This is a genomic window from Mesorhizobium sp. XAP4, from assembly GCF_029269325.1.
Lineage (GTDB): Bacteria > Pseudomonadota > Alphaproteobacteria > Rhizobiales > Rhizobiaceae > Mesorhizobium > Mesorhizobium ciceri.
Genome location: NZ_JARIXW010000001.1, coordinates 1,290,604 through 1,310,842, shown reverse-complemented (window position 1 = coordinate 1,310,842; position 20,239 = coordinate 1,290,604). Strand labels below are relative to the sequence as shown.

At 61.9% G+C, this 20,239-nt stretch carries 18 protein-coding genes and 1 tRNA gene; 4 read left to right on the top strand and 15 right to left on the bottom strand.

Going from position 1 to position 20,239, the window contains the following annotated elements:
• Positions 1-58: 58 nt before the first annotated feature.
• The 3 genes from fusA to rpsL form a co-directional block, all read right to left on the bottom strand.
• Positions 59-2,149 carry an elongation factor G gene (gene fusA / locus P3C39_RS06570; protein ID WP_013531421.1) on the bottom strand — a complete coding sequence of 697 codons (2,091 nt, stop codon included), beginning with the start codon at positions 2,147-2,149 and terminating at the stop codon, positions 59-61.
• Between the two features lie 29 nt (positions 2,150-2,178).
• Complete coding sequence (rpsG, locus tag P3C39_RS06565) at positions 2,179-2,649, bottom strand: 30S ribosomal protein S7 (RefSeq protein WP_008875664.1); 471 nt, start codon at positions 2,647-2,649, stop codon at positions 2,179-2,181.
• Positions 2,650-2,726: 77 nt separating this feature from the next.
• A complete protein-coding gene (gene rpsL / locus P3C39_RS06560; protein ID WP_006333356.1) occupies positions 2,727-3,098 on the bottom strand; it encodes a 30S ribosomal protein S12 in 372 nt (123 codons plus the stop codon).
• 497 nt (positions 3,099-3,595) lie between these two features.
• Between rpsL and P3C39_RS06555 the strand changes: the two genes are divergently transcribed.
• Together P3C39_RS06555 and P3C39_RS06550 are read left to right on the top strand one after the other, a co-directional pair.
• Positions 3,596-3,877, top strand: a complete 282-nt coding sequence (locus P3C39_RS06555; protein ID WP_013531420.1) for a transcriptional regulator — start codon at positions 3,596-3,598, stop codon at positions 3,875-3,877.
• A 172-nt stretch (positions 3,878-4,049) separates the two neighbouring features.
• Positions 4,050-4,976, top strand: a complete 927-nt coding sequence (locus tag P3C39_RS06550) for a Gfo/Idh/MocA family oxidoreductase (protein WP_275952957.1) — start codon at positions 4,050-4,052, stop codon at positions 4,974-4,976.
• A 100-nt stretch (positions 4,977-5,076) separates the two neighbouring features.
• Here the strand turns inward: P3C39_RS06550 and P3C39_RS06545 are convergent, their stop codons facing one another.
• Positions 5,077-5,475, bottom strand: coding sequence for a chlorophyllide reductase subunit BchY (locus P3C39_RS06545; protein WP_013531418.1), 399 nt, complete (start codon positions 5,473-5,475; stop codon positions 5,077-5,079).
• 96 nt (positions 5,476-5,571) lie between these two features.
• Here P3C39_RS06545 and P3C39_RS06540 point away from each other — a divergent pair, with 96 nt between their 5' ends.
• Both P3C39_RS06540 and P3C39_RS06535 read left to right on the top strand, forming a co-directional pair.
• Complete coding sequence (locus tag P3C39_RS06540) at positions 5,572-6,150, top strand: DUF2975 domain-containing protein (protein WP_013531417.1); 579 nt, start codon at positions 5,572-5,574, stop codon at positions 6,148-6,150.
• A 13-nt stretch (positions 6,151-6,163) separates the two neighbouring features.
• Positions 6,164-6,376 carry a helix-turn-helix transcriptional regulator gene (locus tag P3C39_RS06535; protein ID WP_013531416.1) on the top strand — a complete coding sequence of 71 codons (213 nt, stop codon included), beginning with the start codon at positions 6,164-6,166 and terminating at the stop codon, positions 6,374-6,376.
• A 64-nt stretch (positions 6,377-6,440) separates the two neighbouring features.
• Here the strand turns inward: P3C39_RS06535 and rpoC are convergent, their stop codons facing one another.
• The 11 genes from rpoC to P3C39_RS06480 all read right to left on the bottom strand — a co-directional run bounded on the left by rpoC (position 6,441) and on the right by P3C39_RS06480 (position 20,208).
• The gene (rpoC, locus tag P3C39_RS06530; RefSeq protein WP_013531415.1) at positions 6,441-10,637 is read right to left on the bottom strand and encodes a DNA-directed RNA polymerase subunit beta'; all 4,197 of its coding nucleotides are present in this window, start codon (positions 10,635-10,637) and stop codon (positions 6,441-6,443) included.
• 175 nt (positions 10,638-10,812) lie between these two features.
• Complete coding sequence (gene rpoB / locus P3C39_RS06525) at positions 10,813-14,949, bottom strand: DNA-directed RNA polymerase subunit beta (protein WP_013531414.1); 4,137 nt, start codon at positions 14,947-14,949, stop codon at positions 10,813-10,815.
• Positions 14,950-15,200: 251 nt separating this feature from the next.
• Entirely contained in the window at positions 15,201-15,578 is a 378-nt protein-coding gene (gene rplL / locus P3C39_RS06520) for a 50S ribosomal protein L7/L12 (protein WP_013531413.1), read from the bottom strand.
• A gap of 54 nt (positions 15,579-15,632) precedes the next feature.
• On the bottom strand, positions 15,633-16,151 hold the full coding sequence (rplJ, locus tag P3C39_RS06515; protein WP_013531412.1) for a 50S ribosomal protein L10: 519 nt from the start codon (positions 16,149-16,151) through the stop codon (positions 15,633-15,635).
• Positions 16,152-16,544: 393 nt separating this feature from the next.
• On the bottom strand, positions 16,545-17,243 hold the full coding sequence (rplA, locus tag P3C39_RS06510) for a 50S ribosomal protein L1 (protein ID WP_013531411.1): 699 nt from the start codon (positions 17,241-17,243) through the stop codon (positions 16,545-16,547).
• Positions 17,244-17,247: 4 nt separating this feature from the next.
• The gene (rplK, locus tag P3C39_RS06505) at positions 17,248-17,676 is read right to left on the bottom strand and encodes a 50S ribosomal protein L11 (RefSeq protein ID WP_013531410.1); all 429 of its coding nucleotides are present in this window, start codon (positions 17,674-17,676) and stop codon (positions 17,248-17,250) included.
• Between the two features lie 158 nt (positions 17,677-17,834).
• On the bottom strand, positions 17,835-18,362 hold the full coding sequence (nusG, locus tag P3C39_RS06500; protein WP_013531409.1) for a transcription termination/antitermination protein NusG: 528 nt from the start codon (positions 18,360-18,362) through the stop codon (positions 17,835-17,837).
• A 27-nt stretch (positions 18,363-18,389) separates the two neighbouring features.
• On the bottom strand, positions 18,390-18,593 hold the full coding sequence (gene secE / locus P3C39_RS06495) for a preprotein translocase subunit SecE (RefSeq protein ID WP_013531408.1): 204 nt from the start codon (positions 18,591-18,593) through the stop codon (positions 18,390-18,392).
• 394 nt (positions 18,594-18,987) lie between these two features.
• Positions 18,988-19,063 (bottom strand) — tRNA-Trp (locus P3C39_RS06490).
• A gap of 80 nt (positions 19,064-19,143) precedes the next feature.
• The gene (locus tag P3C39_RS06485) at positions 19,144-19,695 is read right to left on the bottom strand and encodes a putative glycolipid-binding domain-containing protein (protein WP_275952956.1); all 552 of its coding nucleotides are present in this window, start codon (positions 19,693-19,695) and stop codon (positions 19,144-19,146) included.
• Positions 19,696-19,725: 30 nt separating this feature from the next.
• Positions 19,726-20,208 carry a group II truncated hemoglobin gene (locus tag P3C39_RS06480; RefSeq protein ID WP_275952955.1) on the bottom strand — a complete coding sequence of 161 codons (483 nt, stop codon included), beginning with the start codon at positions 20,206-20,208 and terminating at the stop codon, positions 19,726-19,728.
• Positions 20,209-20,239: the final 31 nt, after the last annotated feature.

Below are 20,239 nucleotides of genomic sequence, written 5' to 3'. Positions count from 1 at the left end.
ATTCGCTCTTCAGATCCGGCACCGCGCAAGGGACGCGACGTCGGTGGCTAAGGAACCCTTACGCGTATTTCTTCTGGACTTCCTGGGCCACTGCGGTCGGAACCGGCTCGTAGTGATCGAACTGCATCGTGTAGGCCGCACGGCCCTGGCTCATCGAGCGCAGGTTGTCGACATACTTGAACATGTTGGCGAGCGGCACCATCGCGTTGATGACCACGGCGACGCCACGCGCTTCCTGACCCTGGATCTGGCCACGACGACCGTTCAGATCGCCGATGACGCTGCCGACGTAGTCTTCCGGCGTCACGACTTCGACCTTCATGATCGGCTCGAGCAGCTGCACGCCAAGCTTGGGTGCTGCTTCACGGAAGCAGGCGCGGCCGGCGATTTCGAAGGCCAGAACGCTGGAGTCGACATCGTGGTAAGCGCCGTCGATGAGGGTCGCCTTGACGCCGATCATCGGGAAGCCCGCAAACGGACCCGAGGTCATGACGCTGTTGATGCCCTTTTCGACACCAGGGATGTATTCCTTCGGCACGGCGCCGCCGACGATCTTGGTATCGAACTCGAACTCGCTGCTGTCCGGGTTCGGCTCGAAGAGGATCTTGACGCGAGCGAACTGACCGGTACCGCCAGTCTGCTTCTTGTGCGTGTAGTCCTGCTCGTGCTTGCGGGTGATCGTCTCGCGATAGGCCACCTGCGGTGCGCCGACATTGGCCTCGACCTTGAACTCGCGACGCATGCGGTCGACGATGATGTCGAGGTGGAGTTCGCCCATGCCGGAAATGATGGTCTGGCCGCTTTCCTCGTCGGTCTTGACGCGGAAGGACGGATCCTCGGCGGCCAGGCGGTGAAGGGCGAGGCCCATCTTTTCCTGGTCGTTCTTGGTCTTCGGCTCGATGGCGATCTGGATGACCGGATCGGGGAATTCCATGCGCTCGAGAATGACCGGATGCAGCGGATCGCTCAGCGTGTCGCCGGTGGTCGTGTCCTTGAGACCGGCAAGAGCAACGATGTCGCCGGCAAATGCCTCTTCGACATCGGCGCGCGAGTTCGCATGCATCTGCAGCATGCGGCCGATGCGCTCTTTCTTGCCCTTCACGGTGTTGTCGACCGAGATGCCCTTGGTGAGCCTGCCCGAATAGATGCGCGCAAAGGTCAGCGAACCGACGAACGGGTCGTTCATGATCTTGAAGGCGAGCATCGACAACGGCTCGTTGTCGTCGGCATGACGCTCGATCTCGGCGTCGGTCTTGGCATCGACGCCCTTGATGGCGGGAACATCGGCCGGCGACGGCAGATATTCGACGACGGCGTCGAGCAGCGGCTGCACGCCCTTGTTCTTGAAGGCCGAGCCACAGAACATCGGGTAGAACTTGACCGCGATGGTGCCCTTGCGGATCAGCGCGCGAATCTCGTCATTCGACGGCATCTTGCCTTCGAGGTAATTCTCAAGCGCCGTCTCGTCCATTTCGACGGCAGCCTCGATCATCTTCTCGCGGTATTCTTCGGCACGAGCCTTGAGGTCGTCCGGGATCTCGACGATGTCCCAGGCAGCGCCCAGCGTCTCGTCGCGCCAGACCAGCGCGTTCATCTCGACGAGGTCGACAACGCCCTTAAACTCGGTCTCGGCGCCAATCGGCAGCTGCATGACAACAGCATGCGCACCGAGGCGCGAGCCGATCATCTCGACCGAGCGATAGAAGTCGGCGCCGATCTTGTCCATCTTGTTGCAGAAGATCATGCGCGGAACGCGATACTTGTCGGCCTGGCGCCAGACGGTCTCGGTCTGCGGCTCAACACCGGCATTGGCATCGAGCAGCGCGATGGCGCCGTCGAGCACGCGCAGCGAACGCTCGACTTCGATGGTGAAGTCGACGTGGCCAGGGGTGTCGATGATGTTGAAGCGGTGCATCTTGCCGTCACGAGCCTTCCAGAAGGTCGTGGTCGCGGCGGACGTGATGGTGATGCCGCGCTCCTGCTCCTGCTCCATCCAATCCATGGTGGCAGCGCCGTCGTGGACTTCGCCGATCTTGTGCGACTTGCCCGTGTAGTAGAGGACGCGCTCGGTGGTCGTCGTCTTGCCGGCGTCAATATGCGCCATGATACCGAAATTGCGGTAGTCTTCGATTTTGTATTCGCGGGCCATCGTAGCTGCCTCTCAGTCTCGTTCGCGCTTTACCAGCGGTAGTGCGCGAAAGCGCGGTTGGCTTCAGCCATCTTGTGGGTGTCTTCACGCTTCTTGACAGCGGTGCCGCGGTTGTTGGCCGCGTCCATCAGCTCGCCGGAGAGGCGGTCGACCATCGTGGTCTCGTTGCGGTTGCGGGCCGCAGCAATCAGCCAGCGAATGGCCAATGCCTGGCGGCGCTCGGGGCGCACGTCGACCGGAACCTGGTAGGTGGCGCCGCCGACACGGCGCGAACGCACTTCCACATGCGGCGCGACATTGTCGAGCGCCTGATGGAAGACGGTGACCGGCTCCTGCTTGGTCTTCGACTGAACCTGGTCGAGCGCGCCGTAGACGATGGTCTCGGCGACCGACTTCTTACCGTCATACATGACGGCGTTCATGAACTTGGTGACGATCAGATCGCCGAACTTCGGGTCCGGATTGATCTCACGCTTTTCTGCACTGTGACGACGCGACATGGCTTTTGTCTCTCAATCTCATAGCCCGACGCACTCAAGGAAGCGCCAAGGCCGGAAAATCTTATTTCGGACGCCCCTTACTTCGGGCGCTTGGCGCCGTACTTCGAACGGCGCTGCTTGCGGTTCTTCACACCCTGCGTGTCGAGCACGCCGCGGATGATGTGGTAGCGAACGCCCGGAAGATCCTTGACGCGGCCGCCGCGGATCATCACCACGGAGTGTTCCTGAAGGTTGTGGCCTTCGCCGGGGATGTACCCGATCACTTCAAAACCATTGGTCAGGCGGATCTTGGCCACCTTGCGCAGCGCCGAGTTCGGCTTCTTCGGCGTCGTTGTATAGACGCGCGTGCAGACGCCCCGCTTCTGCGGGTTCTGCTGCATGGCAGGGACCTTGTTGCGCTTCACCGGCGCAATGCGCGGCTTGCGGATCAGCTGGTTGACGGTAGGCATTAAACCCTCTTGTCTCTCAATTCCGTGTCTCGCCCGGTCAGGGCCGCTCAAAGCGTCATTTCCATACGCAAATTCGGGCCATAAACCGCGCCTCGCGGTCTTGCCCGAACAAAAGGCAGAGGAAGCGGAAGCCGCTTCGTGCACGCCGGAAATGTCTTTTCGCTCGTAAAACGAACCCTGTTTGAGGCAAACTCCAAAGCGTGTCGCTTCGGAAGGGAGAGCCTCACATCGGTTCTGACTGGGCGGCTTCTACCCGTAAGACCGCGGACCGTCAAGCCCGGAGCACCAAATATTGCGCGCCGACCAAGGCTTGGCAGCCATGCGAAAACCGCATGTAATTTTCTTTCGCATTTTTGCAAGAGCGAGGAAGAAAGTGACAAGCCTTCAGGCAAAGTGAATGGGTTTGCGCTGTTGCGCGGCCTTGCTTCATGCGAAAAGGCCGCATGAGCAGTCAAAACCCCCTCGCCCGCCCACCCGCTGCCAAGAGGAATCGGCCCGTGAACGACAACGAAGAACGCCCGGTCACCATCATCACCGGCCGGGTGTGGAAGAAAAAAGGCGGCAAACCGGAAGGCGTCCACGTCATGCTGGTTGCGCCCGACGACGATTCGGCGGTGCGCCGGGCGCTCGAATCGCTTGCCGCCGAAGGTTACGCCGAGGCCGAGCTCGACCAGATCGGCGACATGGACGGCATCCCCGACGAAGAGCCGCATATTTCCGCCTTCCAGGGCGCGCTCGAAGGCGAAGTGTCGATCGTTACCTTCGACGTGCCGATCTGACCCCGGTCCAGCTTTCGAATCGACTGCCGAACCGAATCGGCGACCGAGGCCTTCCCAGCCGACAAATGTGCTACCGCTAAGGGAAGGCTGAGCTTGGCTGCTCGGCTTCGGCTTGCCCGAGGCAAGTGTTCTGATAAGAAGCCATCACCATCATCAAACAGACGGAGCGGCCGTGTCCCAGCCCATCAAGATAGGCATCGTCGGCGTCGGCAAGATCGTCCGCGACCAGCACCTGCCGGCCCTGGCGAAAGACCAGGACTATCGCCTCGTCGCGGCCGCCAGCCGTCACGGCAAGGTGGATGACATCCCGAATTTCCCCACCATCGAAGCCATGCTCGACGCCGTAGCCGAGCTCGAGGCCGTCTCGCTCTGCATGCCGCCGCAATTCCGCTACGACGCGGCGCGGACGGCGCTGACGGCAAAGAAGCATGTCTTCCTGGAGAAGCCGCCGGGCGCTACTGTCAGCGAGGTCGAAGACCTCAAGACATTGGCTGCGCACAACGGCGTCTCGCTGTTCGCCAGCTGGCACTCGCGCTATGCGCCGGCCGTCGAGGCCGCACGTGCTTTTCTAAGTTCAGCCCGCATCCGCTCGGCCGCCATCAACTGGAAAGAGGATGTGCGCCGCTGGCACCCGAACCAGGAATGGATCTGGGCTCCCGGCGGTTTTGGCGTCTTCGATCCCGGCATCAACGCGCTGTCGATTGCCACCCATATCCTGCCGGCCATGTTCATCACCTCGGCGGTGCTCGACTTTCCCGAAAACCGCGCCTCCCCGGTTGCCGCGCGCGTCACCTTCCGCACCTCGAATGGCCTGCCGGTGACGATGGACCTCGACTGGCTGCAGACAGGCCCGCAAAGCTGGGACATCCTGGCCGAGACCGACAAGGGCGCCATGGTGCTGTCGGGCGGCGGCTCGAAGCTCGCCATCGATGGCAAGCTCATTCACGAAGAGCCGGAAGCGGAATATCCGATGCTCTACAAGCGCTTCGCCGAGATCGTGCGCGCCGGCGTTTCCGATGTCGATCTGGCCCCGCTCCAGCATGTCGCTGACGCCTTCATGCTCGGCAAGCGCAACGTAGTCGAGGCGTTTTTCGATTGAGCTCTGGAACCGCACTCGCTGATCGCGCGCGGGGGTCGCAGGTTGGGAATAGTCGCGCGACAGGATTGTCGCGCGACTGAGAACCAGCGGATCGCCAGGCTCAATTCCTGGTCCTGCAACCGGCACGCTTGACCATGTCGGCAATGATCAGTGGCGTCGCCGGTGTCTGAGACCAGTTACCCTGACGAGGGGCGCCCGCTTCAAGGGCGGCGCGCACCGCTCGTGTATCCAGGCTGAAAGAACTCTTGCAGGAAACGAGGCCGCCATTGCCGATCGTGTCGGCGATCACGCCGGCGGCTTCGCCAACCCCGGCGACATAGGCGACCAGCGTTTGCCTGGCGACCGGGCTCGTGTCGGCCTTGTCGAGCATTTCCATCACCTGCCCCACCGATATCCGGCCTGTCGCTGTCGATGGGAGGGCGATGGCAGCAAAAGGCGTTATGGACGCGGCGACAATCGCGATGGCTGCCACGGCAATCCGGCGTTTGAACGAAGGCATAGGTTTCTCCTGTGATGAGGAATTGACAAGAATCATCATTGCGCATAAATAAATTATTGTAAAACGATAATTCATTACGATGGAGTGATAACGGCGATGATTGAACCTGTCATCACGGCTGTCCCCGCCGATCCTGCCCGCCAGCTTAGATTGAGACGCATCCGACTTTTCAGCCTAGTGCTGGCGAGGTGTTTTGTCGTCCTCGCCATATTGCTGACCATCGGTCTGCTGTTCTACTGGCTCAGCGTCTCCGCCAGTTCGATCGCGGCCGATGCGCAAGTCCCGCAGGAATGGCTGAGCGAGCTTGGCCTCGGTCGAAGACTGGTCGGGTTCGCGATCTCGTTCGTGCCGCTTGCCTGCCTCGTCTTCGCGCTCATGGCCGCAAGGCGCTGCTTCGGCGCTTTCGCGTCCGGCAACTTCTTCGGTCAGGGCGCCATCAGCAATTTGCGATACTTTGGCCTCGGCCTGCTGGCATCCGCCTTGCTGAAACCGGTTTCGGCGGCGGCATTGTCCGTTCTGCTCAGCTGGGACGCGCCTGCCGGCCAGCACCGGCTGACGCTCGGTCTCGACAGCGACACGATGCTGACCTTGCTGGCAGCTTGCATCGTCGCTGTCATCACCTGGGTCATGGCCGAGGCATCGGCACTCGCCGAAGAAAACGCGCAATTCATCTGATGAGGATCAGCTCATGCCCATAAGGGTCAGGCTCAATGTCGTCCTCGCCGAACGAAACGTGAAGTCAAAGGACCTGGCCGAATATGTCGGCATCACCGAGGCCAATCTTTCTCTTTTGAAGCAGGGAAAGGTCAAGGGTATCCGGTTCGACACGCTGGAGCGCATCTGCGACTATCTCGACTGTCAGCCGGGCGATCTGCTTCGCTTCGAGAGGGTGTCCGAATAGCACAAAAAATAGGCCGCCGGGTTGCCCCGACGGCCTTATTGCCTGAGATCGTTGCCGTCCGCGCTTACTGCGCGGCGGTGGTCATGTCGGCCAGCATCGGCTCGGCGACTTCCGCACCCGAGGCCTTGCGGCGCTCGTCGATGATCAGTTCGTCGCGCGAGGTGGCGATGCGCCGGATCTGGCTCATCGTGCCGCCGGTACCGGCCGGGATCAACCGGCCGACGATGACGTTTTCCTTCAAGCCCTGCAGCATGTCGGTCTTGCCGGCAACGGCAGCTTCCGTCAGCACTCGCGTCGTCTCCTGGAAGGAGGCGGCCGAGATGAAGGACGGCGTCTGCAGCGATGCCTTGGTGATGCCGAGCAGCACCGGCAGGCCTTCGGCCGGCTTCTTGCCGTCCTCGACCAGACGCTCGTTGACCTCTTCCAGTTCGATCACGTCGACATGATCGCCCGGGATGTAGGTCGAGTCGCCCTGCACCGTGATCTCGACCTTCTGCAGCATCTGGCGAACGATCACCTCGATGTGCTTGTCGTTGATCGACACGCCCTGCAGACGGTAGACTTCCTGGATCTCGTTGACGAGGTAGGAAGCAAGTGCCTCCACGCCCTTGATCGCCAGGATGTCGTGCGGCGCCGGGTTGCCGTCGAGGATGTAGTCGCCCTTCTCGATGACGTCGCCGTCCTGGAGATGGAACGGCTTGCCCTTCGGGATCAGGTATTCGACCGGCTCAAGCGTCGAGTCATGCGGCTCGATGATGATGCGACGCTTGTTCTTGTAGTCGCGGCCGAAGCGGATCGTGCCGTCGATCTCGGCGATGATGGCGTGATCCTTCGGACGACGTGCCTCGAACAGCTCGGCAACACGCGGCAGACCGCCGGTGATGTCCTTGGTCTTGGCGCTTTCCATCGGAATACGCGCCAAAACGTCGCCGGGGCGAACCTGCGAACCCGGCTCGACCGAAAGAATGGCCTCGACCGAGAGCAGGAAGCGGGCGTCGCCGCCCTTGGACAGCTTGCCGACCTTGCCCTTGGCGTCCTGGATCGCAATCGCCGGCTTCAGGTCGTTGCCACGTGGCGTCGAGCGCCAGTCGATGACCTCACGCTTGGTGATGCCGGTCGACTCGTCGGCCGTTTCCTGAACGGAAATGCCGTCGACCAGATCCTCGTACGACACCCTGCCCTCGATTTCGGTGAGGACCGGACGCGTGTAGGGATCCCACTCGGCGATACGCTGGCCGCGCTTCACCTTGTCACCATCGTCCACGAAGATGCGCGAACCATAGGTGAGACGGTGCGAGGCGCGCTCCTTGCCGGCTTCGTCGAGGATCAGCACCGCCATGTTGCGGCCCATGACCATCTGCTGGCCGTCGGAGTTGCGCACCACGTTGCGGTTGCGGATCTCGACCTTGCCCTCATACGAGGCTTCAAGGAACGAGCTGTCCACCACCTGCGCGGTACCGCCCATGTGGAAGGTACGCATGGTGAGCTGGGTGCCCGGCTCGCCGATCGACTGCGCCGCGATGACGCCGACGGCTTCGCCCTGGTTGACCGGGGTGCCGCGGGCCAGATCGCGACCGTAGCAGACCGCGCAGACGCCAACCCTGACTTCGCAAGTCAGTGCCGAGCGGATGCGGACCGACTGGACGCCGGCCTTTTCGATCTGTTCCACGTCACGCTCGTCCATCAGCGTTCCGGCCTTGACCAGGATCTCGCCCGACACCGGATGGGTGATGTCGTCGAGCGACGTACGGCCCAGCACGCGCTGGCCGACCGAAGCAACGACCTGACCGGCATCGACGATCGGCTGCATGGTGAGGCCCTTGTCGGTGCCGCAGTCGACGGAGTTGACGATGCAGTCCTGCGCCACGTCGACCAGACGACGGGTGAGGTAACCCGAGTTCGCCGTCTTCAAGGCGGTGTCGGCCAGACCCTTGCGGGCGCCGTGGGTCGAGTTGAAGTACTCGAGCACGGTGAGGCCTTCCTTGAAGTTCGAGATGATCGGCGTCTCGATGATTTCACCCGACGGCTTGGCCATAAGGCCGCGCATGCCGGCAAGCTGGCGCATCTGGGTGGGCGAGCCACGCGCACCGGAGTGCGACATCATGTAGATCGAGTTCATCGGCTTCTGACGGCCATTGTCCTCGAACTCGACCGCCTTGATGCGGGCCATCATCTCGTCGGCGACCTTTTCCGAGCACTTGGCCCAGGCGTCGACGACCTTGTTGTACTTCTCGCCCTGCGTGATCAGACCGTCATTGTACTGCTGCTCGTATTCCTTGGCCAAAGCCTCGGTGTCGGAGACCAGCTTGATCTTGGCATCCGGGATCAGCATGTCGTCCTTGCCGAACGAAATGCCGGCACGGCAGGCATGGCTGAAGCCGAGCGCCATGATGCGATCGCAGAAAATGACCGTCTCCTTCTGACCGCAATGGCGGTAGACGGTGTCGATCATCTTGGAGATGTTCTTCTTGGTCATCTCCTGGTTGGCGGTCTCGTAAGGCACGTTGACGTTCTTCGGCAGAAGCTCGCCGATGATCATGCGGCCAGGCGTGGTGTCATGGATCTTCGACACGACCTTGCCTTCGGCGTCGACCGTGCGGAAACGACCCTTGATCTTGGAGTGCAGCGTCACCGCCTTGGTCTCGAGCGCGTGCTGGAGTTCGCCCATGTCGGCAAACACCATGCCCTCGCCCGGCTCGTTCTGGTTGACGATCGAGAGATAGTAGAGACCCAGAACCATGTCCTGCGACGGCACGATGATCGGCGCGCCCGAAGCCGGGTGCAGGATGTTGTTGGTCGACATCATCAGCACGCGGGCTTCAAGCTGCGCTTCCAGCGACAGCGGCACGTGAACGGCCATCTGATCGCCGTCGAAGTCGGCGTTGAAGGCCGTGCAGACCAGCGGGTGCAGCTGGATCGCCTTGCCTTCGATCAGGATCGGCTCGAACGCCTGGATGCCGAGACGGTGCAGCGTCGGCGCACGGTTCAGCAGCACCGGATGCTCGCGGATGACCTCGTCGAGGATATCCCAGACTTCCGGACGCTCCTTTTCGACCAGCTTCTTCGCCTGCTTGACGGTCGAGGAGTAACCCTTGGCGTCGAGACGGGCGTAGATGAAGGGCTTGAACAGTTCGAGCGCCATCTTCTTGGGCAGGCCGCACTGGTGCAGCTTGAGCTCCGGACCGGTCACGATGACCGAGCGGCCGGAATAGTCGACGCGCTTGCCGAGCAGGTTCTGACGGAACCGGCCCTGCTTGCCCTTGAGCATGTCGGACAGCGACTTCAGCGGGCGCTTGTTGGCGCCGGTGATGACGCGGCCGCGACGGCCGTTGTCGAACAGCGCATCGACGGCTTCCTGCAGCATGCGCTTTTCATTGCGCACGATGATGCCAGGGGCGCGCAGCTCGATCAGCCGCTTCAGACGGTTGTTGCGGTTGATGACGCGGCGATAGAGATCGTTCAGATCCGACGTGGCGAAACGGCCGCCGTCCAGCGGGACGAGCGGACGCAGGTCCGGCGGGATCACCGGAACCACCTTCATGATCATCCATTCCGGACGATTGCCGGATTCCATGAAGTTCTCGACGACCTTGAGCCGCTTCAGATACTTCTTCTGCTTCAGCTCGGAGGTGGTCGACGCCAGTTCCGAACGCAGGTCGCCGGCGATCTTCTCCAGGTCCATGCCGGCCAGGAGGTCATGAATGGCCTCGGCGCCGATCATGGCGGTGAACGAATCCTCGCCATACTCGTCGACGGCGATCATGTACTCTTCCTCGCTGAGCAGCTGGTGCTCCTTCAGCGCGGTGAGGCCAGGTTCGGTGACGATGTAGTTCTCGAAGTAGAGGACGCGCTCGATGTCCTTCAGGGTCATGTCGAGCAGCGTGCCGATGCGCGACGGCAGCGACTTCAGGAACCAGATATGGGCGACCGGTGCCGCCAGCTCGATATGGCCCATGCGCTCGCGGCGAACGCGCGACAGCGTGACTTCGACGCCGCACTTCTCGCAGATGACGCCCTTGTACTTCATGCGCTTGTACTTGCCGCACAGGCACTCATAGTCCTTGATCGGGCCAAAAATGCGCGCGCAGAACAGACCGTCACGCTCCGGCTTGAAGGTGCGGTAGTTGATGGTCTCCGGCTTCTTGATCTCGCCGAAAGACCAGGACAGAATCTTCTCAGGGCTGGCAAGCGATATCCGGATGGAATCGAACACCTGCGCAGGCGCCTGCGGATTGAAGAGATTCATGACCTCTTGGTTCATGCCGTTCTCCTTTTCGGGATCCTCGAAGATCCCTTGCATCTAGTCGCGAGCCAAACGCCCGCCGTCTTTGTCGGCCACTGGCCGTCGAATTCTTCCTGGTTGAGCATGATCCTGTCGAAAACCGGTCGGGATCATGCTCGAGGCGCGCCGCGGACAGCCGTGGCGCGCCATTGCCTTACTCGGCCGCGTCGGGCAGCCGGACAGGGTTGTCGTCGAGCTTGGTGTTCTCCAGCTCGACATTGAGGCCGAGAGACCGCATTTCCTTGACGAGAACGTTGAAGCTCTCCGGGATGCCGGCCTCGAAGGTGTCGTCGCCACGCACGATCGCCTCGTAGACCTTGGTACGGCCGGCGACGTCGTCGGACTTCACCGTCAGCATTTCCTGCAGCGTGTAGGCGGCGCCGTACGCTTCCAGCGCCCAGACCTCCATCTCGCCGAAGCGCTGGCCACCGAACTGCGCCTTGCCGCCCAGCGGCTGCTGGGTGACGAGCGAGTACGGACCGATCGAACGCGCGTGGATCTTGTCGTCCACGAGATGGTGAAGCTTGAGCATGTAGATGTAGCCCATCGTCACCTTGCGATCGAACGGCTCGCCCGTGCGTCCGTCATAGAGCTGCGACTGACCGCTGCTGTGCAGGCCCGCCTGCTCCAGCATGATGTTGATGTCAGCCTCATGCGCGCCGTCGAACACCGGGGTCGCGATCGAGACGCCGCGGCGCATCTGCTCGCTGAGGCGAACGATGCTCTCGTCGTCATAGTCGCGAACCGGCTCGTTGCGGTCGTTGGCCGGGATGAAGCTCTCGAGCGTCTTGCGCAGCGGCTTGATGTCGCCCGCTGCCTTGTACGTGTCGATCAGCTCGCCGATCTTCCTGCCCATGCCCGCACATGCCCAGCCCAGATGCGTTTCCAGGATCTGGCCGACATTCATGCGGCTCGGCACACCCAGCGGGTTGAGCACGATATCGGCATGCGTGCCGTCCTCGAGGAAAGGCATGTCCTCGACCGGAACGATCCGCGATACGACACCCTTGTTGCCGTGACGGCCGGCCATCTTGTCGCCGGGCTGCATCTTGCGCTTCACGGCCACGAAGACCTTGACCATCTTCATGACGCCCGGAGGCATTTCGTCGCCGCGCTGGACCTTCTCGACCTTGTCCATGAAACGCTGCTCGAGCGCCTTCTTGGAATCGTCGTACTGGCCACGCAGCGCTTCCAGTTCGCTCTGGAGCTTTTCGTTCTCCACGGCAAACTGCCACCACTGCGAACGCGGATACTCGTCGAGCGTATCCTTGGACAGCGTCGAGCCCTTCTTGAAGCCCTTCGGTCCAGCGATCGCTTCCTTGCCGACGAGCACGTCGGAAAGACGCGCGTAGACGTTACGGTCCAGAATGGCCTGCTCGTCGTCGCGGTCCTTGGCGAGGCGTTCGATCTCCTCGCGCTCGATCGCCATGGCGCGCTCGTCCTTCTCCACACCGTGGCGATTGAAGACGCGCACCTCGACGACGGTGCCGAATGTGCCCGGAGGCATGCGCATCGAGGTGTCGCGCACATCGGACGCCTTTTCGCCGAAGATGGCGCGCAGAAGCTTCTCTTCCGGCGTCATCGGGCTTTCGCCCTTCGGCGTGATCTTGCCGACCAGGATGTCGCCCGGCTGAACTTCCGCACCGATATAGACGATGCCGGCTTCGTCGAGGTTCTTCAGCGCTTCTTCCGAGACGTTCGGGATATCGCGCGTGATTTCCTCCGGTCCAAGCTTGGTATCGCGCGCCATGACCTCGAACTCCTCGATGTGGATCGAGGTGAAGACGTCGTCGGCGACGATGCGTTCGGACAGGAGGATCGAGTCCTCGTAGTTGTAGCCGTTCCACGGCATGAACGCGACCAGCACGTTGCGGCCGAGCGCCAGATCGCCGAGCTCGGTCGACGGACCGTCGGCGATGATGTCGCCCTTGTTGACCCGGTCGCCCATGCGAACCAGCGGGCGCTGGTTGATGCAGGTGTTCTGGTTCGAACGCTGGAACTTCATCAACCGGTAGATGTCGACGCCGGACTTGCCCGGATCGAGATCTTCGGTGGCGCGGATAACGATACGCGTCGCGTCCACCTGGTCGACGATGCCGCCGCGGCGGGCGCCGATGGCGGCGCCCGAGTCACGGGCGACGATCGGCTCCATGCCGGTGCCGACGAACGGCGCCTCGGCGCGCACCAGCGGCACGGCCTGACGCTGCATGTTCGAGCCCATCAGAGCGCGGTTGGCGTCGTCGTTTTCCAGGAACGGGATCAGGGCCGCGGCCACCGACACCATCTGCTTGGGCGACACGTCCATCAGATCGACGTTTTCGCGCGGCGCCATCATCACTTCGCCGGCGCTGCGGCAAATGACGAATTCGTCGACGAAACCACCGTTCTTGTCGAGTTCGGCGTTGGCCTGCGCGACGTGGTGCTTGGCCTCTTCCATCGCCGAGAGATAGACGACGTCATTGGTCAGCTTGCCGTCGACGATCTTGCGGTACGGGCTCTCGATGAAGCCGTACTTGTTGACGCGTGCGAAGGTGGCCAGCGAGTTGATCAGACCGATATTCGGGCCTTCCGGCGTCTCGATCGGGCAGATGCGGCCGTAATGCGTCGGGTGCACGTCGCGCACTTCGAAGCCGGCGCGCTCGCGGGTCAGACCGCCCGGTCCAAGCGCCGAGAGGCGGCGCTTGTGGGTGATCTCCGACAGCGGGTTGGTCTGGTCCATGAACTGCGACAGCTGCGAGGAACCGAAGAACTCGCGCACGGCGGCAGCCGCCGGCTTGGCGTTGATCAGGTCCTGCGGCATGACCGTGTCGATCTCGATCGAGGACATACGCTCCTTGATCGCGCGCTCCATGCGCAGCAGGCCGACGCGGTACTGGTTTTCCATCAGCTCGCCGACCGAACGCACGCGGCGGTTGCCGAGATTGTCGATGTCGTCGATCTCGCCCTTGCCGTCGCGCAGTTCGACCAGCGTCCTGACCACGGCCAGGATGTCGTCCTTGCGCAGCACGCGCACGGTGTCCTCGGCCTTCAGCTCGAGGCGCATGTTCATCTTGACGCGGCCGACGGCCGACAGATCGTAGCGCTCGCTATCGAAGAACAGCGAGTTGAACATGGCTTCGGCGGTTTCGAGCGTCGGCGGCTCGCCGGGGCGCATGACACGATAGATGTCGAACAGCGCGTCCTGGCGGCTCTCGTTCTTGTCGACGTTGAGCGTGTTGCGGATATAGGCGCCGACATTGACGTGGTCGATGTCGAGAACCTTGATCTCCTCTTCGCCGGTGCCGAGCAGCACCTTCAGCGTCTTCTCGTCGATCTCGTCACCGGCCTCGAGGAAGATCTCGCCGGTGGCGTAGTTGACGATGTCCTCGGCCAGATAGTTGCCGAGCAGGTCCTCGTCGGTCGCCTTGATCGCCTTCAGACCCTTTTCGCCAAGCGCCCGTGCCTGGCGTGCGGTGATCTTCTTGCCGGCCTCGACGACGACTTCGCCGGTATCGGCATCGACCAGGTCGCCGACAGCCTTGAGGCCGCGGAAACGCTCGACGTTGAACGGAATGCGCCAATGGTCGCCGGCACGCTTGTAGGTGATCTTGTTGTAGAAGGTCGACAGGATCTCTTCGCCGTCCATGCCGAGCGCCATCAGCAGCGACGTCACCGGAATCTTGCGGCGGCGATCGATGCGGGCGTGCACGACGTCCTTGGAATCGAACTCTATGTCGAGCCACGAACCGCGATACGGGATGACGCGCGCGGCAAACAGAAGCTTGCCCGACGAGTGCGACTTGCCCTTGTCATGGTCGAAGAAGACGCCCGGCGAACGGTGCATCTGCGAAACGATGACGCGCTCGGTGCCGTTGACGATAAAGGTGCCGTTCAAGGTCATGAGCGGCATGTCGCCCATGTAGACGTCCTGCTCCTTGATGTCCTTGATGGACTTGGCGCCGGTGTCCTCGTCGATATCGAACACGATGAGGCGCAGCGTCACCTTGAGCGGCGCGGCATAGGTGAGGTCGCGCTGACGGCATTCGTCAACGTCGAATTTCGGTCCTTCGAACTCGTACTTCACGAACTCCAGCATGGAGGAGCCGGAAAAATCGGAGATCGGGAAGACCGACTTGAAAACGGCCTGCAGCCCCTCGTCCGGACGCCCACCCTTGGGCTCCGCCACCATCAGGAACTGGTCATAGGATGCCTTCTGAACCTCGATCAGGTTCGGCATCTCCGCAACTTCCGGAATCTTTCCGAAGAACTTGCGTACGCGTCTGCGGCCATTGAAAGTCTGGGTCTGGGCCATCGTCGCTCCTTAGCTCTAAACTCGGGACGAGCCTCGCCGCGGCTCGCCTTGCATACTGGGCCACCTTGGCGGCAACCCTCTGTCTGTTTTCCCGGCGCCTGTCGGCGGCCGGCTAGAACGGGAGAAAACCCGTTTCCTGAAGGCCGGTTTTCGGCCCTCAGGAAAGAGGTTCTCGCAAATCTCGCGTTACGCGCTCTCCCTTCGGGCGAAGGGAGTGGCGGACGGCGCGAGGCCGCCCGCCGCTTTTACGCTTACTTCAGTTCGACCTTGGCGCCGGCTGCTTCCAGCTGGGCCTTGAACTTGTCAGCGTCGGCCTTGGAAACAGCTTCCTTGACCGGCTTCGGAGCCGCTTCAACCAGATCCTTGGCTTCCTTGAGGCCAAGACCGGTGATGGCGCGGACTTCCTTGATGACGTTGATCTTCTGAGCGCCTGCGTCGGTGAGGACGACGTCGAATTCCGTCTTTTCCTCGGCCGGAGCAGCAGCGGCCGCAGCGCCGCCAGCAGCGGCAACCGCCACCGGAGCAGCGGCGGAAACGCCCCACTTTTCTTCCAGAAGCTTCGACAGCTCGGCCGCCTCGAGGACGGTCAGCTTCGAAAGGTCGTCTACGATCTTTGCGAGATCAGCCATTGTTGTGTTCCTTCATAAGGTTCGAACGTGTGTTTGTGATAGCGAGGAACGGCCTCATGCCGCCTCGTCCTTCCGGGCGTAAGCGCCAATGACGCGCGCGACCGAGGCCGCTGGCGCATTGACGATCTGGGCGATCCGGGTTGCCGGCGTGGCGATCATGCCAACCAGCCTGGCGCGCAGCTCATCGAGCGACGGAAGTGTGGCGAGTGCCTTCACACCGTCGGCATTGAGCGAGGTGGTGCCCATTGCGCCGCCGAGAATGACGAGCTTGTCATTTCCCTTGGCGAAATCGGACGCGACCTTCGGCGCCGCAATCGGATCCTCCGAATAAGCAATCAGCGTCTGTCCCTTGAACAGCTCGATGATCGATGCGGAGTCCGTGCCCTGAAGAGCGATTTTGGCGAGACGGTTCTTCGCGACTTTGACGGTGCCACCGGCAGCGCGCATTTTCGACCGAAGGTCGTTCATTTGCGCGACGGTGATACCGGCGTAGTGGGCCACGACCACTGAACCTGCGTTCGAGAACGCACCGTTCAGGCCCGTGACGAGTTCGCGTTTTTCCGCTCTGTCCACTGCCTATCTCCAGTTGACCCCAATCCTGTTAACGGGAACATCCCATTGACGAGGACAGGCGTCGGGTTGCCTTTTGTCGGCCGGGCCATCCAGTAACGGATCTCCCGAACGACGCTCGAGGATCCTGCCCCCTTTCGCCACATCGACAGTCAAGCCGGCGATGCGCAGACAAAAGGCAAACACGGTTCGAACCTTTCATTGGAGCAATCGCTCCGTTGTCCGGTCTTCACCCGTCTCATGCAGGCCCAAATCGAATTAAGGCTTCTGGGCCGCCTGCAATCTCGGACAGGATGTCCGGAAACCTTTCGGCTTCCGGTACCGGGCCGCCGACAAGTCGGAGGTCCGGAATTCACTTGCGGATCAGCCGCTTGGCGGCCGATCCAAATGTTCGTATCAGGACGCGTTGAGCGTCGCGACGTCGAGCTTGAGGCCCGGGCCCATCGTCGAGGTGACCGACACCTTCTTGACGTAGTTGCCCTTGGCGCCAGTCGGCTTTGCCTTGGTCACCGCATCGGCGAAGGCGCGGATGTTCTCTTCCAGGGCCTTGACGTCGAACGAGACCTTGCCGACGCCGGCATGGACGATGCCAGCCTTCTCGACACGGAACTCGACGGCGCCGCCCTTGGACGCCTTGACGGCGGCGGCAACGTCGGTGGTGACGGTTCCGACCTTCGGGTTCGGCATCATGCCGCGCGGGCCGAGCACCTTGCCCAGACGGCCGACCAGCGGCATCATGTCCGGCGTGGCGATGCAGCGATCGAAATCGATCGTGCCCTTCTGGACGATGTCGACCAGATCCTCGGCACCAACGATGTCGGCGCCGGCGGCGCGCGCTTCGTCGGCCTTGTCGCCACGGGCGAACACGGCGACACGTACCGAGCGGCCGGTGCCGTTCGGCAGGTTGACCACGCCGCGGACCATCTGGTCGGCATGGCGCGGGTCGACGCCGAGGTTCATGGCGACTTCGATGGTCTCATCGAACTTCACCGAGGAACGGTCCTTGAGCAGCTTCAGCGCATCACCCAGGGCATAAGCCTTGTTGGGATCGATGCCTTCGCGGGTCTTCGATACACGCTTTGCAATCTTTGCCATGATCTTACCCCACCACTTCCAGACCCATCGAGCGGGCGGAGCCCTCGACCATGCGCATGGCCGCTTCGACGTCGTTTGCGTTCAGGTCTTTCATCTTCGCGGTGGCAATCTCGCGGACCTTGTCACGCGAAACCGTACCGGCCTTGACCTTGCCCGGCTCCTTGGAACCAGAGGTCAGGTTCGCCGCCTTCTTCAGGAAGTAGCTCACCGGCGCCGTCTTCATGACGAAGGTGAAGGACTTGTCCTGATAGTAGGTGATGACAACCGGAACCGGCGATCCCTTTTCCATTTCCTGGGTCTGCGCGTTGAACGCCTTGCAGAACTCCATGATGTTGATGCCACGCTGACCAAGCGCCGGGCCGATCGGGGGAGACGGCGTAGCCGATCCCGCTTTCACCTGGAGCTTGAGCTGGCCTGCAATTTTCTTAGCCATCTCTTTTCCTGCCTTTGTCTATGCCGGTCATGCCGGCGGTTGCAGTCTGGTGGTGCGATCCATGCGGCCGGCTAAAGCCGCATTCGTCTCCCACCGTTCTCAGGCCGCGCTTCCGCGCCGCCTCCCCTGATCGCCAAACCGGCTTCAGGGATTTCGGATCAGCCCTTTTCGACCTGCCCGAATTCCAGATCGACAGGCACGGCGCGCCCGAAGATCGAAACTTCCACCTTGAGCCGCGCCCGCTCCTCGTCCACTTCCTGGACGAAACCGTTGAACGACGCGAAGGGACCATCCGAAACGCGGATCGCTTCGCCGATCTCGAACGTGACCGAGGGCTTGGGCCGCTCGACGCCTTCCTGGACCTGGTTCAGGATGCGCTGCGCTTCCGCCTCGGTGATCGGCACCGGCTTGGAGTCACCCAGGAAGCCGGTGACCTTCGGCGTGTTCTTGACCAGCGAGAACACGGCGTCGGTCAGATTGGCCTTCAGCAGCACATAGCCCGGGAAGAACTTGCGCTCGGCATCGACCTTGCGGCCGCGGCGAACTTCGACGACCTTCTCGGTCGGAACCACGATCTGGTGGATGTCGGCAGACAGGCCCTTCTGCTTGGCCTTGTTCTCGATATCCTCGGCGACCTTCTTTTCAAAGTTCGAATAGGCGTGGACGATGTACCAGCGCGCGGTCATTTCAAGACTTCTCCGTAATCGCCGGACTTAGCGTCCGATGCCCAGAATCTGTTCGACCGCGAGGCCCATGAGCTGATCAGCGGTGAAGAAAAAGATCATCGCGATCACTGCGAAGGCCAGAACCATCACCGTCGAGATCATCGTTTCGCGCCGCGACGGCCAAGTCACCTTGGCGGTCTCCGCGCGAACCTGCTGGAGAAAGACGAAAGGATTTGTGGTTTTCGAAGCCATATGCCGCTCTGTCTTCAAGACCCGTTGGCCGGGTCTCCTGGATGATCCCGCTGGCCGGGACGTGCCGCCTGAGCGAATTTCGCGCCGAATCAGCGCAATCATTTCGCCCATGCAAATCAGACGCGTAAAGCCGGTTTCCCAGCTCCACGCGTCGCGTGTCTGTTTCGTCTACATAAAACCGATTCTTGATCCACGCAAGTGGCAAGTCTCCGCTTTATGACCAAACACCGCCTCGGAACCATCCAGTCGTTCCGTCCCGGCTATGGCGCTCTTATGCCCCAATCGACCCTACATGGCAAGCGGGTCGCCGATTTTCAAAGGCCGGACCATGGAAATATCGTTTTGAACGCCATTCCGAAACGGCGAGACATTGGGTTGAATGCCATTCAGGGAATGGCACGGGCAGCAGGGCTCGAACCTACGACCTGCGGTTTTGGAGACCGCCGCTCTACCAACTGAGCTATGCCCGTACGTGCGCATGTCGGCGCAGCAGGCGCTTCCTAAAAGCTTCCGCACGCTCTGTAAAGAGCGGTTTGCTTGCAAACACGCCTTAACCTCTGCGCCAGAAATCGGGATAGTCGACAACCAGCCCGTTGCGGTCGATTTCAAGTTCCCGCCTGAAGTCGCTGGCGCGCGATTCATAGAGATATCGCCTGCCCTCTTCGAGGCATGTGTAGCGCTGCGGGTTGGCGACGACCGTGAGGGCGGGGAAGTCGATGAAGGCAGTGGTTATCTCGGCACTCTGCCCGGCGGAAAGTTGCAATCGCCGGATCGGCAGCGTGTTGGTGAACGGCGTGATGGTCAGGTCGGGATCGAAAATGCCGTCGAGCTCCGGCATCGGCAGGCCGTGCCTGGTCCAGCGACCATCGCCATCGGCGGCAAGAACAAGCGTGCGGCCGCTACCGATCATATCGACAACGACACGCCTGGCGTGCCAGCCGACATCGCAAGCGATGCGGTAACGGACGGCAAAAGGCGTTTGCCCGGAGCAGACTGCGACAGAGTCGGCCGAGACCTCCCCTGCCCGCTCCTGCAGCACCAAACGTTCGAGACCCGGTCCGTCCCACTCGCGCCAACGTATGATCTTCACATCTTCCGACATCAGCCCAACATCTCCATGGCGAACTGGACGCTAGTTTGTACCCGGTGGCTGATAGGGGCCGCCCGGCACACCCCAGCCCCAGGCCGGCATCGGTTCCGTCTGCGGATCGCAGGTTTCGCCGAGATTGGAGTTCATCTTGGCCAGCCGCGATCCCCATTCGACATAGCCCATGAAGGCCGAACGGAATTCCGGATCGTCAGGCAGGCCGACCGCGTCGGCGGCATCGGCCAGGAGGCTGATCCAGCGGCGGCGCTGCTCTTCGCTCAGATGCTTGCCCAGATGGTGCATGACCATCTTGCGGTGGCCGCCGAACTGCTCGCTGTAGGTCTTCGGTCCGCCGAAAACCTCGCCGATGAAGGCCGCGACATGGGCGGGGTGATCCGGCGACATGGTCTTGAACACCGGCCCGACGATCGGGTCCTGCGCCACCTTGTCATAGAAGGTCTGGGTGAGCCGGTTCAAAGCCTCGCTGCCGCCGGCCCATTCGTAGAGTGTCGGGATATCCTGGCCCATTCTCGATCCTCCGCCTGCCTGAAGCCGCCAG

What these genes read in the sequence shown, in the direction of transcription:
- fusA (WP_013531421.1), bottom strand. Translation starts at nt 2,149, where the DNA reads ATGGCCCGCGAATACAAAATCGAAGACTACCGCAATTTCGGTATCATG.
- rpsG (WP_008875664.1), bottom strand. Translation starts at nt 2,649, where the DNA reads ATGTCGCGTCGTCACAGTGCAGAAAAGCGTGAGATCAATCCGGACCCG.
- rpsL (WP_006333356.1), bottom strand. Translation starts at nt 3,098, where the DNA reads ATGCCTACCGTCAACCAGCTGATCCGCAAGCCGCGCATTGCGCCGGTG.
- P3C39_RS06545 (WP_013531418.1), bottom strand. Translation starts at nt 5,475, where the DNA reads ATGCCTTCGTTCAAACGCCGGATTGCCGTGGCAGCCATCGCGATTGTC.
- P3C39_RS06540 (WP_013531417.1), top strand. Translation starts at nt 5,572, where the DNA reads ATGATTGAACCTGTCATCACGGCTGTCCCCGCCGATCCTGCCCGCCAG.
- P3C39_RS06535 (WP_013531416.1), top strand. Translation starts at nt 6,164, where the DNA reads ATGCCCATAAGGGTCAGGCTCAATGTCGTCCTCGCCGAACGAAACGTG.
- rpoC (WP_013531415.1), bottom strand. Translation starts at nt 10,637, where the DNA reads ATGAACCAAGAGGTCATGAATCTCTTCAATCCGCAGGCGCCTGCGCAG.
- rpoB (WP_013531414.1), bottom strand. Translation starts at nt 14,949, where the DNA reads ATGGCCCAGACCCAGACTTTCAATGGCCGCAGACGCGTACGCAAGTTC.
- rplL (WP_013531413.1), bottom strand. Translation starts at nt 15,578, where the DNA reads ATGGCTGATCTCGCAAAGATCGTAGACGACCTTTCGAAGCTGACCGTC.
- rplA (WP_013531411.1), bottom strand. Translation starts at nt 17,243, where the DNA reads ATGGCAAAGATTGCAAAGCGTGTATCGAAGACCCGCGAAGGCATCGAT.
- rplK (WP_013531410.1), bottom strand. Translation starts at nt 17,676, where the DNA reads ATGGCTAAGAAAATTGCAGGCCAGCTCAAGCTCCAGGTGAAAGCGGGA.
- nusG (WP_013531409.1), bottom strand. Translation starts at nt 18,362, where the DNA reads ATGACCGCGCGCTGGTACATCGTCCACGCCTATTCGAACTTTGAAAAG.
- secE (WP_013531408.1), bottom strand. Translation starts at nt 18,593, where the DNA reads ATGGCTTCGAAAACCACAAATCCTTTCGTCTTTCTCCAGCAGGTTCGC.
- P3C39_RS06485 (WP_275952956.1), bottom strand. Translation starts at nt 19,695, where the DNA reads ATGTCGGAAGATGTGAAGATCATACGTTGGCGCGAGTGGGACGGACCG.
- P3C39_RS06480 (WP_275952955.1), bottom strand. Translation starts at nt 20,208, where the DNA reads ATGGGCCAGGATATCCCGACACTCTACGAATGGGCCGGCGGCAGCGAG.